At 73.4% G+C, this 16,001-nt stretch carries 13 protein-coding genes; 5 read left to right on the top strand and 8 right to left on the bottom strand.

Features of this window, described 5'->3' with window-relative positions; all coding sequences use genetic code 11:
- Positions 1-236 precede the first annotated feature (236 nt).
- From ACZ51S_RS19975 to ACZ51S_RS19960, 4 genes are all read right to left on the bottom strand, one after another.
- Complete coding sequence (locus ACZ51S_RS19975) at positions 237-1,130, bottom strand: amino acid ABC transporter permease (RefSeq protein WP_388938190.1); 894 nt, start codon at positions 1,128-1,130, stop codon at positions 237-239.
- Entirely contained in the window at positions 1,127-1,801 is a 675-nt protein-coding gene (locus ACZ51S_RS19970) for an amino acid ABC transporter permease (RefSeq protein ID WP_388938193.1), read from the bottom strand. Before ACZ51S_RS19970 ends, ACZ51S_RS19975 begins: the two co-directional genes overlap by 4 nt.
- 83 nt (positions 1,802-1,884) lie before the next feature.
- The gene (locus ACZ51S_RS19965) at positions 1,885-2,739 is read right to left on the bottom strand and encodes a glutamate ABC transporter substrate-binding protein (protein WP_468478892.1); all 855 of its coding nucleotides are present in this window, start codon (positions 2,737-2,739) and stop codon (positions 1,885-1,887) included.
- Positions 2,740-2,837: 98 nt separating this feature from the next.
- On the bottom strand, positions 2,838-3,623 hold the full coding sequence (locus tag ACZ51S_RS19960) for an amino acid ABC transporter ATP-binding protein (protein WP_388938198.1): 786 nt from the start codon (positions 3,621-3,623) through the stop codon (positions 2,838-2,840).
- Positions 3,624-3,900: 277 nt separating this feature from the next.
- Between ACZ51S_RS19960 and ACZ51S_RS19955 the strand changes: the two genes are divergently transcribed.
- Both ACZ51S_RS19955 and ACZ51S_RS19950 read left to right on the top strand, forming a co-directional pair.
- On the top strand, positions 3,901-4,605 hold the full coding sequence (locus ACZ51S_RS19955) for a response regulator transcription factor (RefSeq protein ID WP_468478891.1): 705 nt from the start codon (positions 3,901-3,903) through the stop codon (positions 4,603-4,605).
- A 9-nt stretch (positions 4,606-4,614) separates the two neighbouring features.
- Positions 4,615-6,027, top strand: coding sequence for a sensor histidine kinase (locus tag ACZ51S_RS19950; protein ID WP_468478890.1), 1,413 nt, complete (start codon positions 4,615-4,617; stop codon positions 6,025-6,027).
- A 14-nt stretch (positions 6,028-6,041) separates the two neighbouring features.
- Here the strand turns inward: ACZ51S_RS19950 and ACZ51S_RS19945 are convergent, their stop codons facing one another.
- Together ACZ51S_RS19945 and ACZ51S_RS19940 are read right to left on the bottom strand one after the other, a co-directional pair.
- Positions 6,042-8,171: an endo-beta-N-acetylglucosaminidase gene (locus tag ACZ51S_RS19945; protein WP_468478889.1), complete on the bottom strand. Its 2,130-nt coding sequence runs from the start codon at positions 8,169-8,171 to the stop codon at positions 6,042-6,044.
- 120 nt (positions 8,172-8,291) lie between these two features.
- Entirely contained in the window at positions 8,292-9,536 is a 1,245-nt protein-coding gene (locus tag ACZ51S_RS19940; RefSeq protein ID WP_468478888.1) for a glycoside hydrolase 5 family protein, read from the bottom strand.
- Positions 9,537-9,963: 427 nt separating this feature from the next.
- Between ACZ51S_RS19940 and ACZ51S_RS19935 the strand changes: the two genes are divergently transcribed.
- Together ACZ51S_RS19935 and ACZ51S_RS19930 are read left to right on the top strand one after the other, a co-directional pair.
- Complete coding sequence (locus ACZ51S_RS19935; RefSeq protein ID WP_468885662.1) at positions 9,964-11,079, top strand: LacI family DNA-binding transcriptional regulator; 1,116 nt, start codon at positions 9,964-9,966, stop codon at positions 11,077-11,079.
- A gap of 54 nt (positions 11,080-11,133) precedes the next feature.
- Complete coding sequence (locus tag ACZ51S_RS19930; protein WP_468802864.1) at positions 11,134-12,099, top strand: ROK family protein; 966 nt, start codon at positions 11,134-11,136, stop codon at positions 12,097-12,099.
- Here the strand turns inward: ACZ51S_RS19930 and ACZ51S_RS19925 are convergent.
- Together ACZ51S_RS19925 and ACZ51S_RS19920 are read right to left on the bottom strand one after the other, a co-directional pair.
- Complete coding sequence (locus ACZ51S_RS19925; RefSeq protein ID WP_468478886.1) at positions 12,089-13,084, bottom strand: TAXI family TRAP transporter solute-binding subunit; 996 nt, start codon at positions 13,082-13,084, stop codon at positions 12,089-12,091. The two genes, ACZ51S_RS19930 and ACZ51S_RS19925, sit on opposite strands and share 11 nt — an antisense overlap.
- 304 nt (positions 13,085-13,388) lie before the next feature.
- A complete protein-coding gene (locus ACZ51S_RS19920; protein WP_468478885.1) occupies positions 13,389-14,312 on the bottom strand; it encodes a LysR family transcriptional regulator in 924 nt (307 codons plus the stop codon).
- A gap of 151 nt (positions 14,313-14,463) precedes the next feature.
- Between ACZ51S_RS19920 and miaB the strand changes: the two genes are divergently transcribed.
- Entirely contained in the window at positions 14,464-15,984 is a 1,521-nt protein-coding gene (gene miaB / locus ACZ51S_RS19915; protein ID WP_468478884.1) for a tRNA (N6-isopentenyl adenosine(37)-C2)-methylthiotransferase MiaB, read from the top strand.
- Positions 15,985-16,001 lie beyond the last annotated feature (17 nt).

Genomic DNA, 16,001 nt, shown 5'->3' with positions numbered 1-16,001 from the left:
TGCAACCCACTGGAAGTTCCGGCGTCAAGTGACACCGGGGGGCTGGAGTCGGTGAGGGGCCCGGCCGTCCGGAGGAATGCGGGAGCGAGGTGTCGGGTCCGAGTGGCCGTCGGTACCGAACAGGCGTGTGGTGTGGCGGATGTCATCCGCCACACCACACGCCTCGAAATCTCCTGACGGGTTGCCGCTCCGTTCCCGAGGAGCGGCAACTCAACGCCCCGTAAGGGCAGCCCTGGTCAGGGCGCCTTGCCCACGCCGGGCGCGCCGCCCGCGTCGACCTCGGCCACGTCGGCCTCGACCACGGCTCCGGTGCCCTTCTTCGACTGCCGCAGTCGCCTCTCCATCTGGGAGGCCAGGGTGGTCAGGGCGAAGTTCACCGCGATGTAGATCACCGCGATGACGATCATGGTCGCGATGGTGTTGCTGTAGTTGGCGGAGATCTGGCGGTTCATCGACATCAGGTCGGCGAAGCCGAGGACCGCGCCGCCGAGCGCCGTGTCCTTGAGGATCACCACGAGCTGGCTGACCAGGGCCGGCAGCATCGCCGTGACGGCCTGCGGGATGAGCACGTGGACCATGGTCTGGCCCTTGCGCATGCCGATGGCCTTGGCCGCGTCCGTCTGACCGCGCGGGAGGGACAGGATTCCGGCCCGGACGATCTCGGCGATGACCGAGGCGTTGTACAGGACGAGACCGGTGACCACCGCGTACAGCGGGCGCAGGTCCGAGCTGACGGTGCCGAGCAGCACGTACAGGGCGGAACTGAAGATCATCAGCATCAGTACCGGGATGGCGCGGAAGAACTCCACGACCGTGCCCACCGGGATGCGCACCCACGCGTGGTCCGAAAGCCTGGCGATGCCGAAGAGCGCGCCGAGCGGCAGCGCGATCACCATGGCGATCAGACCGGCCTTGAGGGTCTCACCGAGGCCCGGCAGCAGGAACGTCGTCCAGATCTGGCTGTCGTTGACGAACGGAGTCCACTTGTCGGCCTCGAGCTGGTTCTTCTCGGCCATGCGGTCGAGGATCCACCACAGGGCCAGCCCGACGAGCACCGCGAAGACGCCGGTGTAGATCCAGTTGCGGACCTTGGCCTTGGGGCCGGGGGTGTCGTACAGAACGGAGCTCATCGCTTGACCGCCACTCGCTTGGCCACCCAGCCCAGCAGCAGGCCGGTGGGCAGGGTCAGCAGGACGAAGCCGAGAGCGAAGACCGCGAAGACCGCGAAGAGCGCCTGCGCCTCGTTCTCCAGCATTTCCTTCATCAGCAGGGCCGCCTCGGCCACGCCGATGGTCGCCGCCACCGTGGTGTTCTTGGTGAGGGCGATCAGTACGTTCGTGAGCGGTGCGACGACCGCCCGGAAGGCCTGGGGGAGCACGATCAGGGTGAGCACCTGGAAGAAGCTCAGCCCCAGCGCGCGGGCCGCCTCGGCCTGGCCGACCGGCACGGTGTTGATGCCCGAGCGCAGCGCCTCGCAGACGAAGGTGCCGGTGTAGGCGATGAGGCCCAGGACCGCCAGACGGAAGCCGACCTCCTTGGAGGTCCCGCCGGCGAGGGTGATGCCCAAGGTCTGGTCCAGGCCCAGCGAACAGCCGAGGATCAGCAAGGTCAGCGGCGTGTTGCGGACGGTGTTGACGTACGCCGTCCCGAAGCTCCGCATCAGCGGGACGGGACTGACCCGCATCCCGGCCAGCATCAGGCCCCAGATCAGGGAACCTATAGCCGAGTAGAGGGTGAGCTGTACCGTCACCCAGAAGGCTCCGAGCACGTCGTACTGCCCGGAATTAAGAAAGTCGAACACGTTGCCCTGCGCTCTCCCCAGGATGGTCGGTGAGGCGAGCCGCCGCCCGCGGCGGGCGGGCGGCGGCTCCCCTCACCGATGGATCAGCTGCCTTCGGTGATCTGCGGGGCCGGATCGGCCTTGTAGCCGGCGGGGCCGAGGTTCGCGTCCACCGCCTTCTGCCAGGAGCCGTCCTCGACCATCTTCCTGAGCGCGGCGTTCACCTTGGACTGGAGGTCCTTGTCGCCCTTCTTCAGGCCGATGCCGTACGGCTCGTCGCTGAGCTTCAGGCCGGCCAGCTTGAACTTGCCCTTGTTCTTCTCCTGCGCGGCGTAGCCGGCCAGGATCGAGCCGTCCGTGGTGAGCGCGTCCACGGCCTTGTTCTCCAGGCCGGTCAGGCACTCGGAGTAGCCCGGGTATTCCTTCAGGTCGGCCTCGGGGGCCAGCTTGGTCTTGACGTTCTGCGCGGAAGTGGAGCCGGCGACCGAGCACAGCTTCTTGCTGTTCAGGTCCTCGGCCTTGGTGATCGAGGTCTCGTCGGCGCGGACCAGCAGGTCCTGGTGGGCGAGGAAGTACGGGCCCGCGAAGTCGACCTTCGCCTTGCGCTTCTCGTTGATCGTGTAGGTGGCGACCACGAGCTTGACGTCACCGTTCGAGATCAGGTTCTCGCGCTCGGCGCTGACGGCCTGCTTGAACTGGATCTGGTCCGGCTGGTAGCCGAGCTCCTTGGCCACGTACGTGGCGACGTCGACGTCGAAGCCCTCGAACTTGCCGTCCGGGGTCTTCAGGCCGAGGCCCGGCTGGTCGAACTTGATGCCGATGACGATCTTGTCCGACTTGGTGCCGCCGGAGGCGCCCGCGTCGCTCGCGGTGTCCTTGCTTCCGCCGCCACAGGCGGTCGCCGTCAGGGCGAGAACGGCGGCCGTGGCCACGGCCGCGCCGGCCTTCAGAACCTTCATGGTGAACTTCCCTCGGGTGAGACGTTGTTGAACGACGAGCTGGACACGTCGTGGGCGACGGCGACTGCCGTCGGTCGGATCACTACCAGACGCGGGCGTCAGTGGTGCAGGATCTTCGACAGGAAGTCCTTGGCGCGGTCGCTCCGCGGGTTGCTGAAGAACTGCTCCGGAGTGGCCTCTTCGACGATCTTCCCGTCCGCCATGAAGACGACCCGGTCGGCCGCCGAACGGGCGAAGCCCATCTCGTGCGTGACGACCACCATCGTCATGCCCTCGCGGGCGAGCTGCTGCATGACCTCCAGCACCTCGTTGATCATCTCCGGGTCCAGCGCCGAGGTGGGCTCGTCGAAGAGCATCACCTTCGGGTCCATCGCCAGCGCCCGGGCGATCGCCACGCGCTGCTGCTGACCACCGGACAGCTGCGCCGGGTACTTGTCGGCCTGTGCGCCGACACCCACCCGGTCCAGCAGCGCCTTCGCCTTCTCCAGGGCCGTCGCCTGGTCCGCCTTGCGGACCTTGAGCTGACCCAGCATCACGTTCTGCAGCACCGTCTTGTGCGCGAACAGGTTGAAGGACTGGAAGACCATGCCCACGTCGGCGCGCAGCCGGGCCAGTTCCCTGCCCTCCGCCGGAAGCGGCTTCCCGTCCAGCGTGATGCTGCCCGAGTCGATCGTCTCCAGCCGGTTGATGGTCCGGCACAGCGTCGACTTGCCCGAGCCCGAGGGCCCGATCACCACGACGACCTCACCGCGGGCAATGCTCAGATCGATGTCCTGAAGCACGTGCAGCGCGCCGAAGTGCTTGTTGACGTTGCTCAGTACGACCAGGCCGTCCGCGGCACCGGCCGCATCCTGCACGTCCTTGGTCACTGATACTCCGCTCATCGGCTTCTTGCTCCGTCCTCCGTCGGTTGGGAGGACAGTAGTGACGAGGCGCGCACACCGTCACCACATCTGAGGGAGAATTGAGCATAACGAAACGGACTCGCATCGATACGCTCCGTACGCTGTACCCACGAAGGACGCGATGTACTCGTACCGGGTGCATAACGGAAGACTCGCCGGACCGGAACCCTCTTGACGTGGGACTCTCCCATGGGCGTGGATGCATGGTGACCATGTGTACGGAAGCTGAAGCGGAAGAAGCGGGAAGGGGGACCCCATGAGGCTGCTGCTCGTCGAGGACGACGACCACGTCGCCGCCGCCCTGTCCGCGATCCTCGCCCGGCACGGCTTCCAGGTGACCCACGCCCGCAACGGCGAGGAGGCCCTCCAGGCGCTCCTGCCGGCCGGGGCCAAGCCCTTCGGCGTGGTCCTCCTCGACCTGGGTCTGCCCGACCAGGACGGCTACGAGGTCTGCGGCAAGATCCGCAAGCGCACCTCCGTCCCGGTCATCATGGTGACCGCCCGCGGTGACGTGCGCTCGCGCATCCACGGCCTGAACATGGGCGCCGACGACTACGTGGTCAAGCCGTACGACACCGGGGAGCTCCTCGCCCGCATCCACGCCGTCGCCCGGCGCACCGGCGGCCCCGAGGAGGCCTCCGCCACCCCCGAGAGCGCCCCCGGCACGGTCCGCCTCGGCACGGTCGCCGTCGAGCTGCCCACCCGCCGCGTCACCGTGAACGGGACCGACGTACCGCTGACCCGCAAGGAGTTCGACCTGCTGGCCCTGCTCGCGCAGCGGCCCGGCGTGGTCTTCCGCCGCGAGCAGATCATCAGCGAGGTGTGGCGCACCAGCTGGGAGGGCACCGGCCGCACCCTCGAGGTGCACGTCGCCTCGCTGCGCTCCAAGCTGGGCATGCCCGCGCTCATCGAGACCGTCCGCGGGGTGGGCTACCGGCTCGTCACCCCGGCCGCGCCCTAGCGGTCCGCCGTGCGCACCCGGCTCCTCCCGCTCCTGGTCGTCCTGATGGCGGGCGTGCTGATCGCGCTCGGCCTGCCGCTCGCCGTCAGCCTGGCCGCCGCCCAGCAGCAGCGGGTGGTCGTCGACCGGATCGACGACAGCGCCCGCTTCGCCGCCCTCGCCCAGTTCGTCATCGACGCCGAGGGGTCCGGGGCCACCGGCGCCCAGGAGCGCCGCGAGACGCTCCAGCTCGAACTCGCCCGCTACCAGGAGCTGTACCGCATCCGCGTCGGCATCTTCTACCGCGACGACAACGCCATGGCCCGCGCCCCCGGCTGGTGGCAGCTGCCCGAGTCCGGGGAGGGCCGGCTGGCCTTCAAGGAGGCCCTCGCCGGGCGGCGCAGCCACGACCCCGGCCAGGTCTGGCCCTGGCAGACCAGCGGCAAACTCCTCGTCATCTCCCCGGTCGTCCTCGACGGTGACGTGGTCGCCGTCGTCGCCACCGAGTCCCCCACCGACCAGATGCGCGCCCGGATCCTGCGCGGCTGGCTGATCATCGCCGCCGGGCTGGCCGCCGCCATGCTCGTCGCCTTCGGCGCCGCCCTCCGCCTGACCAGCTGGGTGCTCAAGCCCGTACGGATCCTGGACGCGGCCGCCCACGGCATCGCCACCGGACGGATGAACTCCCGCGTCGCCGCCGCGAGCGGCCCGCCGGAACTCAGACGCCTGGCGCGATCGTTCAACGAGATGGCGGACAACGTCGAAGAGGTACTGGAGCAGCAGCGGGCGTTCGTCGCGGACGCCTCCCACCAGCTGCGCAATCCGCTCGCCGCACTGCTCCTGCGCATCGAGCTCCTCGCCCTCGAACTCCCCGAGGGCAACGAGGAGATCGCCTCCGTGCGCACCGAGGGCAAACGCCTCGCCCAGGTCCTCGACGACCTGCTGGACCTGGCCCTCGCCGAGCACGCCTCCGCCGAGATCAGCCTCACCGACATCGGCGGGCTCGCCGCCGAGCGGGTCGCGGCCTGGCGGCCCTACGCCGAGGAGAAGGGCGTACGGCTCACCGAGACGGGACCCTCCGCCGTCACCGGCTGGGCCGACCCCATCGCCCTGTCCAGCGCGCTCGACGCCGTCATCGACAACGCCCTGAAGTTCACCCCCGCCGGGGAGGAGGTCGAGGTGTCCGTCTCCGCCGAGGGGCGCAGCGCGCTCGTCGTCGTCGCCGACCGGGGGCCCGGCCTGACCGAGGAGGAACTGCAGCGCGTCGGCGACCGCTTCTGGCGCAGTGGCCGCCACCAGAACGTGAAGGGCTCCGGGCTGGGCCTGTCCATCTCCCGCGCCCTGCTCGCCTCGGGCGGCGGATCCCTCTCCTACGAGACGAACCCGCCGCACGGGCTGCGCGTGACGGTCGCCGTCCCGCGCACCGACCCCCACGGCGCCTAGAGGCCCCGGGGCTCCTACAGCCAGGGCAGCACGGTGCGGGCCGGTGCGGACACGGCGTACGTCTCGTCCACCGCCCGCAGCTCGAAGACGGCCGCCGGCTCCCCGCCCGCCCGGCCGACGGAGGGCAGGTGGAGGGCGGCCGCGCAGGTGCCGGCCAGGAAGCGGCGGGTGCCGTCGGGGAGGAGGCGGTGGAGCTCGTACTGCCGGACGGGCCCGGCCGCCCGGTCCCAGCGCAGGCGGAGCTCGGCACGCCCGTCGCCCTGCCGGGCCACGGCCTCCACCCTCAGGTGGGCGGGCGGGGCCGGCCGCCGCCGCGCGGTGGTGTCGCGTACCGTCAGGGCCCCGAGCCGCCAGGACACCGGGGTCTTCCCGGGCGCGGTGATCCGTACGGCGAGGGCGTACGCGGTCCTCCCGGCCAGGCGCGCGAGGGGCACGCGGGAGCTCCGCCAGCCCTGGCCCGTCCCCGCCGTCCCGGCGGCCAGCCAGGTGTACGGCACGGGCGCCCCCGGCCCGGACGGCTCTCGGACGGCGACCCCGAGCTCGACCGCCACCGGTCCCGCACCGCTCGAGTGGACCAGCTCCGCGACGGCCGAGCCGGTGAGCGGCAGCCGCGTCGCGTGCAGGCCGACGGCGGCCGGCGCGGTCAGCGGGCCCGCCACCAGCAGGCTGGAACCCCCGCGCCAGGCGTCCGCGAAGTCCAGGGTCACCGAGGGCCGCGCCCCGGCGGTGTCCACCACCCAGCGCCGTCCCGGAAGGCGGTCCTGGAGCGCGAGGTGGTTCCAGGGCTCCTCGGAGGTGACCGCGCCCTCCTCGTACCAGCGCAGCCCGTGGCCGGTGTTGAAGGAGCAGCCGAAGGGGAGCCCGGCGACGGTGGAGCGGTCCGCGGCGAAGGTGGCCGGGGCCCGCCAGCCGGATTCCGGCGCGGGCCGGGCCGGGTCCAGGGACTCGCCCGTCCAGAACCGGTCGTCGGCGCGGTGGAAGGCGCCCGGGGAGCGGTCCGTGAGGTGGTTGCGGGTCCACTCCGGCCGGTACAGGCCGAGGCTGACCACATGGCTCCGGTCGCGGGGGACGATCGCGTCCCAACGGACTTCGGAGTCCCAGCCGTTGGACTCCACGTCGACCGCCGCCCACAGCTCGTACCGGCTGCGGCCGAGCCGGCCGGCGCGGACGCCGGACTCGGCGAGCGCGCGCGGCGTCCAGCGGAAGTCCACGAACATCGTGTCCGCGACCCGGCCCGACCGGTCCTCGAAGAACTCCTCGTTCAGGGCGTTGAGCGCGCCCTGCCAGCCGACCCTGCCGGTGCTGTTCATGGCGTCGTACCAGGTGATGCGCAGCCCGTGCGGCGCGCCCGCCGCCCGCAGCGCCCGCAGGAACTCCCGCATCCGGGTGGCGAGGGCGCTGTCGCCGCCGTCCGTCTCGGCGTTGACGAACCAGCCGTCGAAGCCGTACGCCCGCGCCACCCGCACCAGCTGCTCCGCCATCGGGAACCGGCCGTCCGCCTCCCGCCGCACCAGGTCCCGCGTCCACTGGAGGTCGCCGCCGTAGGGGACGGGCGGCAGGAAGACGTTGCCCAGCACCCGGACGCCGTTGCGGTGGGCGGCGTCGACGACGGGCGCGTTCGGGGCCAGCACGATGCCCTCGCCGGCGGAGCCGCCCCAGAACACCAGTTCGTCGAGGTAGGCCCAGTGCGTCAGCGCGTAGGAGTCGGCGGTCGCCGAACCCTGGGAGGGGTTGCGGGACGTCGGCCCGAACGAGACCAGTGCCGAGATCCGCGCCTGGCCGGCCCGGGCGCCGCGGTGCGCCGGCACCGGGGTGAAGCGCGGGGCGAGCGGCACGGTCGCGGTGTTGTGGGCCAGGTCCGGGTCCGACTCCGGGGTCCAGCCGCTGAGCGAGCGCCACACGACGCCCGGCTCGGGGGTGCCGGGGGGCAGGGAGTCCGGGAACCAGTAGGAGGCGTACGGGGCCAGGCCCGGCGCGGCGCTGTCCGGTGCGGCGCTGCCCGAGGCGGCGTTCTCCCGTACGGCCGGGGCGGCCGACGCCGGGGCGGGCGCCCCGAGGAGCACCGCTCCGGCGCCGGTGGCGCTCGCGGCCAGGACGGCGCGTCTGGTCGGCGGTAAGGGGGCGGTGGCACCGGACTCGGACATGGGAGCTCCTCACGGGACGGCTCGGGCGGGGGCGGGGAGGGATCTGGTGACGGGTCCGGGGCGGAGACCGGGGTGGGGGCAGGGGGCAGGGGTTGGGGCTGGGGTCCGCGTCGGGAGTCCTCAGGCGTCCGCGACGCGCACCGTTTCGGTGATGCCCCGGGCCTCGAGGTGGGCCGGGTCCGCCGCGCGGTCCGCGAGGACCACCGCCGGGCGCAGGCCCCGGGCCGTCAGCGCCGCCCAGGCCTCGAAGAACGTGCCGCCCGGCGCGCAGGCCGCCCGGCCCGGCGCCTCGTCCAGGACGAGCGCGGTGGAGCGTACCGCCGGCCGGTGCCCGCGGCCCCGCCACGCTCCGGCGATCTCGGCCACGGCGGCCCCGGCGGGCTTGGTACGGCGGTCGTTGGTGAGCAGGCCGAGGCCGTACTCGAGCTCCGGGAAGTCCGCGAGCTCCCGGGACACGTCGTGCGAGCACCACCAGGTCACCCCCCACAGCCCGGGGCAGTCCAGGGCCGCCGCCAGCGTGGCCCGGGTGAACCGCGCGGCGTGCTCCGGCGGGACCAGCGGCGCGGGCGCCCCGACCTCCTGGAGCCACACCGGGCGCAGCGGGTCCGCGGCCCAGGCCTTCGACAGCTCGATCAGGTACGCGGCATGGTGCTCGGTCGCCGTGCCGGTGCGGCCGTGCAGCTGCGCGGTGCCGTTGAACACCCACGAGTGCACGACGGTGGCCGCGCCGAGCCGGGCCGCCTGGGCCGGGGTGAAGGGGTGCCCGTCCTGGTACCAGGCCGCGTCGTACGCGGCGTGCACGTGCGGCCGCCCCGGTGCTCCCCGCTCGCAGGCGGCGAGCATCCGCTCCAGCCACCGGCCGGCCTGCTCGGGGGTGATGAGGTCGGGGTCGGGGTGCGGGGGGCCGGAGAACTGGTTGACCTCGTTGCCCACCGTCATGCCGAGGAAGTTCGGCCGGTCCGCGAGGGCGGCGGCCAGCGTGCGCAGGTACTCCTCCTGAGCCGCGACCACCTCCGGATCGGTGAAGATGTTCCGCCGGTGCCAGGTCCGGGTCCACGCGGGCAGGAAGTCGAAGCTCGACAGGTGCCCCTGCAAGCCGTCCACGGCGACGTCGAGCCCGCGGGCGGCGGCCGCGTCGGCGAGGGCGACGAGCTGCTCGACGGCACGCGGCCGGATCAGCGTGCGGTTGGGCTGGAAGAGCGGCCACAGCGGGAACACGCGTACGTGGTCCAGGCCGAGGGCGGCGATCGAGTCGAGGTCGGCCCCGGCCTCGCCGGGGTCGAAGTCCAGCCAGTGGTGGAACCAGCCGCGTGCCGGGGTGTAGTTGGCGCCGAAGCGCAGGGTGCGGGGGGAGGCGCGGTGCATGGAGGGTCCCGGAGTTTTGGGGAATGCGCCGGACGCCCCCAACCTGCCGGGGCGCGCGGGACGGAGTCAACAGCGCCTTCGCGGCCGGGCGGCCTGATTTCGACGGGGCGCCGCTAAGGCGCTTAAGGCGGGCCGCCGCTTATGCGCTCAAGGCGGGGCGGCGGAAGGGCTGTGGTCGGGCCGTGGAAGCCCCGGGCCCCTGCGGTCATGCGGTTCCGGGGATTCCCTCCCGCGCCTCGCCGGTAAGACCCGCGGGAATGCCGGCCGTGGAAGCGCCCCGCGAACAGGCGATGATTGTGCATCAAAATACCGCGCCTGTATGGCAGTTGCCGTGGGCGGCCGCGCCTTTGCAAGGGGCGGACCTTCCGGGGCGGGATCGCGTACGGTCCGCCCATCGAAGTCCACGTCACCGAGGGATGAGGCAGGCATGGCCCGCAGACCCACCATCAAGGACATCGCCCACCGGGCCGGAGTGTCCGAGACCGCCGTGTCCTTCGCCCTCAACGGCAGGCCGGGCGTCTCCGAGGACACCCGCTCCCGGGTCCGCCGGGTCGCCGAGGAACTGGGCTGGCAACCCCACCACGCCGCCCGCGCCCTGTCCGGCGAGCGCTGCGGCGCCATCGGGCTGGTCCTGGCCCGGCCCGCGCACACCCTCGGCGTCGAGTCGTTCTTCCTCCAGCTCGTCTCCGGCATACAGGAAGTGCTCTCGGCCGGCCGGACGGCCCTGCTCTTCCAGGTGGTGGAGGACATCGACGCCGAATGCGCGGTCCACCGCCGCTGGTGGGCCGAACGGCGCGTGGACGGCGTCCTCGTCGTCGACCCCCGTACGCGGGACCCGCGCCCGGAACTCCTGGCCGGGCTGGGGCTGCCGGCCGTGTTCGTCGGCGGAACGGGCGAACCGGTGCCGGCCCGGCCGGCGCGGGCCGGGTCCGCGGAGTCGCCGGAGCCGTCGCCTTCGCCGTCGCCGGAGCCGTCCCCGGCGCCGCCGCCGCTGTCGTCCGTATGGGCCGACGACACCCGCGCCATGGCCGCGGTACTCGAGCACCTCCACGGCCTCGGGCACCGCCGGATCGCGCACATCGCCGGCCTGCCCGGCCTCGCCCATACGGCCCGCCGCATCGCCTCGCTGCGCGACGGGGCCCGCCGGCTCGGGCTGCCCGGCGGCCAGGTGCGTTCGGTGACCACCGACTACTCCGACTCCGAGGGCGCCGCCGCCACCCGCCGGGTCCTCGCCGAGCCGGAGCCGCCCACGGCCCTGGTCTACGACAACGACGTGATGGCGGTGGCCGGCAGGGCGGTTGCCGCCGAGCTGGGCATCCCCGTACCGGACCGCCTCTCCATCGTCGCCTGGGACGACTCGGCGCTGTGCCGGGTGACCCACCCCCGGCTGACCGCGCTGGTCCGCGACACCGCCGGATTCGGCCGGCTCGCGGCCGAGGAGCTCCTCGCCCTCCTCGCCGGAGGCCCGCCCCGGGCCCGGGAGAGCGAGCTGCCCAGGCTGGAGCCCCGGGAGAGTACGGCTCCGCCGCCGGCCGCATACTGAAATCCGACCCCTTCGCAGGAGCGCCCCGTGACCACCCCCACCTCAGCCCTCTCCATGCCGCGCGCGGTCGCGGCGGCCGCCGTCGCCGGCCCGACCGTCGCGATCGACATCGGCGGTACGAAGATCGCCGGGGCGCTGGTCCACCCCGACGGCGCGATGACCGCGGTCACCCGGCGGCCGACCCCGCGCGGGACGGACGCCGAGGGGGTGATGGCGGCGGTCGCGGAGGTCGTCGCCGAACTGGCGCGGGCCCCCCTGTGGGCGCGGGCCGTCCGCTGCGGCATCGGGAGCGCGGGCCCGGTGGACACCTCGCGGGGCACCGTGAGCCCGGTCAACATCGGGGCCTGGCGCGATTTCCCCGTCCAGGAGCGGGTCGCCGCCGAGCTGAGCGCGCGGGGGGCCCGGATCCCGGCCGTCCTGGCCGGCGACGGCGTGGCCATGACGGCCGCCGAGCACTGGCTGGGCGCCGCCCGGGGACACGCCAACGCCCTGTGCATGGTGGTCTCCACCGGGGTCGGGGGCGGCCTGATCCTGAACAACCAGCTCCACCCCGGACCCACGGGCAACGCTGGTCACATCGGCCACATCAGCGTCGCGTTCGACGGCGAGCGGTGCGCCTGCGGAGGCCACGGCTGCGTGGAATCCCTCGCCTCCGGGACCGCCATCGCCCGCTGGGCCCTCGCCCAGGGCTGGACCGGCCCCGACCCCACGGCGGCGGGCGTCGCCGCCTCCGCGGCGGCCGGCGATCCGGTGGCGCTGGCCGCCTTCGACCGGGCCGGGCGGGCCCTGGCCGCGGCCATCGCGGCCACCGCCACCCTCGTCGAGACCGACATCGCGGTCATCGGCGGCGGGGTCGCCGCCAGCGGGGACACCCTCTTCGCGCCGATCCGGCGGCACCTGGCCTCGTACGCGGCCCTGTCCTTCGTCCGGGACCTCCAGGTCGTCCCCGCCACCCTCGGCACCCACGCCGGACTGATCGGCGCGGCCGCCGCCGCGATGATGCTGCTGCCTACGGCTTGACCGAGCGGTAGTACCGCCCGGCGCCCTCGTGCAGGTCGAGCGGGTCCGTGTAGATCGCCGTACGCAGGTCCACCAGCTGCGCGGCGTGCACCTGGTGCCCGATCCGGTCGCGGCTCAGGATCACCGTCCGGGTGAACCGCTCCGTCAGCTCCGCACCGGTGTCCTCCCGGGTGACCAGCAGGTTCGGCACGGCCAGCGTGGCCACCGCCGAGGTGTTGCGGGCCCGGGCGTACGCGTCCTGGGGCATCACCGCCGCGCGGTAGTACCGGGCCGGGCTGCCGGTGTCCTGGAGCTGCTCGACCAGGTCGCCCAGCTGCACGAGCCGGATGTCGAAGCGCTCCGACAGCTCGCGCACGGCGTTGGTCGGGAGTCCGCCCGACCAGAAGAAGGCGTCGATCCGCCCCGCCTCGAGCTCGGCGGGCATGGTGTCGATGCCGATCCCGACGGCGGTCACGTCCTTCTTCGGGTTGAGCTTGGCCGCCGTCAGCAGCCGTTCCGACACCAGCCGGACCCCGGAGCCGTCCTGGCCGACCGCGACCCTCTTGCCCCGCAGGTCACGGGCCGACTGCACCGGCGAACCCGCCGGCACCACCAGCTGGACGTAGTCGTCGTAGAGCCGCGCGCAGCCGCGCAGCCGGTCGGCGCCCGGCTTCCCGTCCGCCCGGTACTTGGCGACCGCGTCCGCCGTGGCCACCGTGAAGTCCGCCTGCCCGGCGGCCACCCGCTGGAGGTTCTGCTGCGACCCCTCGCTGGTCTGCAGCCGGACCTTCACCGCGGGCATGTCCTGCCCGAGGGCCTCCTCCAGCAGCAGCCCGTAACGGTGGTAGACGCCGTTGCGCACCCCCGTGCTGAAGGTCAGCTCGCCCTTGAGCTCCGGTTCCCAGAAGGGCCTGGGCCACCACAGCAGCCCGCCGAGCACGACCAGCACGGCGACGAGGCCCAGCAGGAGGCGGCGCCGGCTGATGCGGGGAGGTACGAGGGGCATGCCGGGATCCTCGCACCCCCTCCGCCGTCCTGTCACGGCCGACCGGGCGACGTCGGCCCGGGTCGGCGCCGCGGGCCCCGGGTCCGCCCCGGCGCCGTCGCCGCCGGCGTGGCCGACGCGGCGGCTCCGGCCGGCCCGCACCGGCGTGGGTGCCCGCTACAGGGGCGTCCCCCCCGGGCCCGGGCCGGCCAAGCCGTACCCCGGCGGCTCCGGCCGGCCCGCACCGCCGCCGATGCCGGCTCCCGGGGCGGCTCGCGCCCCTACCCCCGGCCGGCCCGCGCCGCCGCGGGTGCCGGCTCCGAGGTCAGCCCCGGCCCGCGGCGGCCGGCAGGGCGGTGCGCAGGCGGGCCAGGAGGCGGCGGGCCGCCGGGCCGGACGGGCCGTCCGTGCGCCAGGCCAGCGCGACCCGGCCGCTCAGTTCCGGGTCGCTGAGCCGCAGCGCCCGCACCCCGGGGCCGGCCGCCGATTCCGCTCCGCGGGGGACCACCGCCACCCCGAGCCCCCTCGCGGCCAGCCGGGCCAGCACCGTCGGCGCGGCCGCCTCGAAGTCCACACGGGCGGTGAAACCGGCCTCCGCGCAGGCCCGTTCCAGCACCCCGCGCAGCCCCGTCCCGGGCGGCAGGGCGATCAGTGCCCGCCCCCGCAGCTCCGCCAGGGCGACGCGGCCGTCGACGGCGGACCGTACGAGGGGGTCGTCGGCCCGGACCACCGCGACGAGCGGCTCGTCCAGCACCGCCCGCGCCGTTATCCCCGGCGGCGGCTCCCCGGCCAGCCCGACCACCGCCAGGTCCAGTTCCCCGCGCCGCAGCGCCCCCAGCATCCGCTCCGAGGTGTCCTCGGTGAGCGAGATCTCCACCTGGGGGTGCGCTTCGTGGAAGTCGCCCAGCAGTCCCACCACGTCGAAGGCGTCCACCGCCGCCGAGGCCGCCCCCGGGATGAGGCCCAGCGCCACGCGTCCCCGCAGGAGCCCCGAGAACTCGTCGGCCGTCCGCCGGATCCCCTCCACCGCTGCCAGCGCGGCCCGCGCGTAGGCCAGTACCGCAACGCCCGCCTCCGTCGGAGTGACCCGCCTCCCCGAGCGGTCCAGCAGCCGCTGCCCCAGCTCCCGCTCCAGCTGCTTGACCTGCGCGCTCACCCCGGGCTGGGACACGTGCAGCCGCTCCGCGGCGCGGGTGAAGCCGCCCTCGTCCGCCACCGCCACGAAGTACCGCAGCTGAGCCAGTTCCATAACCGCGCATTCTAGAGCGGCCAGAAACCAAGCCCACGACTTATGGCCGCATGCCCGGCGGGGCCGGATCGGCCCACCGCCACCACAGCGCCGCCGGAGGGCATCGCCCGCGGGGGCCGGAGGGCTCTCCGGTACCGCCTACCCTTGTTGCATGACCAGCAGCGGCGACCGGAGCACGGCAGTGGTGGACCCCAAGGGAACTTACGAGGTGCGCACCTACGGGTGCCAGATGAACGTGCACGACTCCGAGCGGCTCTCCGGTCTGCTGGAGGACGCGGGCTACGTCCGCGCGCCCGAGGGTTCCGACGGTGACGCCGACGTCGTCGTCTTCAACACCTGCGCCGTCCGCGAGAACGCCGACAACAAGCTGTACGGCAACCTCGGCCGGCTCGCCCCGATGAAGACGAAGCGCCCCGGCATGCAGATCGCCGTCGGCGGCTGCCTCGCCCAGAAGGACCGCGACACCATCGTCAAGAAGGCCCCCTGGGTCGACGTGGTCTTCGGTACGCACAACATCGGCAAGCTGCCCGTCCTCCTGGAGCGCGCCCGCGTCCAGGAGGAGGCCCAGATCGAGATCGCCGAGTCGCTGGAGGCCTTCCCCTCCACGCTCCCGACCCGCCGCGAGTCCGCGTACGCCGCCTGGGTCTCGATCTCCGTCGGCTGCAACAACACCTGCACCTTCTGCATCGTTCCGGCGCTGCGCGGCAAGGAGGAGGACCGCCGTCCCGGCGACATCCTCGCCGAGGTGGAGGCCCTGGTCGCCGAGGGCGTCTCCGAGATCACCCTGCTCGGCCAGAACGTCAACGCCTACGGCTCCGACCTGGGCGACCGCGAGGCCTTCTCCAAGCTGCTGCGCGCCTGCGGCCGGATCGAGGGGCTGGAGCGGGTCCGCTTCACCTCCCCGCACCCGCGCGACTTCACCGACGACGTGATCGCCGCCATGGCCGAGACCCCGAACGTGATGCCGCAGCTCCACATGCCGCTGCAGTCGGGTTCGGACCCGATCCTCAAGGCGATGCGCCGGTCGTACCGGCAGGAGCGATTCCTCGGCATCATCGAGAAGGTCCGCGCCGCGATCCCGCACGCCGCGATCTCCACCGACATCATCGTGGGCTTCCCCGGCGAGACGGAGGAGGACTTCCAGCAGACGATGCACGTCGTGCGCGAGGCCCGCTTCGCCAACGCCTTCACCTTCCAGTACTCCAAGCGTCCCGGGACCCCCGCCGCCGACATGGAGGGGCAGATCCCCAAGGAGGTCGTCCAGGACCGCTACATGCGCCTGGTCGCCCTCCAGGAGGAGATCTCCTGGGAGGAGAACAAGAAGCAGGTCGGCCGCACGCTCGAGGTGATGGTCGCCGAGGGCGAGGGCCGCAAGGACGGCGCCACCGCCCGCCTGTCCGGCCGCGCCCCCGACAACCGCCTGGTGCACTTCACCAAGCCCGACGAGGACGTCCGCCCCGGCGACGTGGTGACCGTGGAGATCACCTACGCCGCCCCGCACCACCTGCTCGCCGAGGGCCCGACGCGGGCGGTGCGCCGCACCCGCGCCGGCGACGCCTGGGAGAAGCGCAACGCGGCCCCGGCCCAGCCGGCGGGCGTCATGCTGGGCATCCCGGCCATCGGCGTCCCGGCCCCGCTGCCGGTGGCCACCTCGGGCTGCGCGATCGACTGACCACGCGCCACCGGGGA

The organism is Streptomyces sp. NPDC034043, from assembly GCF_055575675.1.
Note: the sequence above shows the minus strand (reverse complement) of the source record. Positions and strands in the feature narration are given on the sequence as shown.

Excerpts from the sequence above, each read along its gene's own strand:
- ACZ51S_RS19975 (WP_388938190.1), bottom strand. The coding sequence starts at position 1,130 with ATGAGCTCCGTTCTGTACGACACCCCCGGCCCCAAGGCCAAGGTCCGC.
- ACZ51S_RS19965 (WP_468478892.1), bottom strand. The coding sequence starts at position 2,739 with ATGAAGGTTCTGAAGGCCGGCGCGGCCGTGGCCACGGCCGCCGTTCTC.
- ACZ51S_RS19960 (WP_388938198.1), bottom strand. The coding sequence starts at position 3,623 with ATGAGCGGAGTATCAGTGACCAAGGACGTGCAGGATGCGGCCGGTGCC.
- ACZ51S_RS19955 (WP_468478891.1), top strand. The coding sequence starts at position 3,901 with ATGAGGCTGCTGCTCGTCGAGGACGACGACCACGTCGCCGCCGCCCTG.
- ACZ51S_RS19945 (WP_468478889.1), bottom strand. The coding sequence starts at position 8,171 with ATGTCCGAGTCCGGTGCCACCGCCCCCTTACCGCCGACCAGACGCGCC.
- ACZ51S_RS19940 (WP_468478888.1), bottom strand. The coding sequence starts at position 9,536 with ATGCACCGCGCCTCCCCCCGCACCCTGCGCTTCGGCGCCAACTACACC.
- ACZ51S_RS19935 (WP_468885662.1), top strand. The coding sequence starts at position 9,964 with ATGGCCCGCAGACCCACCATCAAGGACATCGCCCACCGGGCCGGAGTG.
- ACZ51S_RS19930 (WP_468802864.1), top strand. The coding sequence starts at position 11,134 with ATGCCGCGCGCGGTCGCGGCGGCCGCCGTCGCCGGCCCGACCGTCGCG.
- ACZ51S_RS19925 (WP_468478886.1), bottom strand. The coding sequence starts at position 13,084 with ATGCCCCTCGTACCTCCCCGCATCAGCCGGCGCCGCCTCCTGCTGGGC.
- ACZ51S_RS19920 (WP_468478885.1), bottom strand. The coding sequence starts at position 14,312 with ATGGAACTGGCTCAGCTGCGGTACTTCGTGGCGGTGGCGGACGAGGGC.
- miaB (WP_468478884.1), top strand. The coding sequence starts at position 14,464 with ATGACCAGCAGCGGCGACCGGAGCACGGCAGTGGTGGACCCCAAGGGA.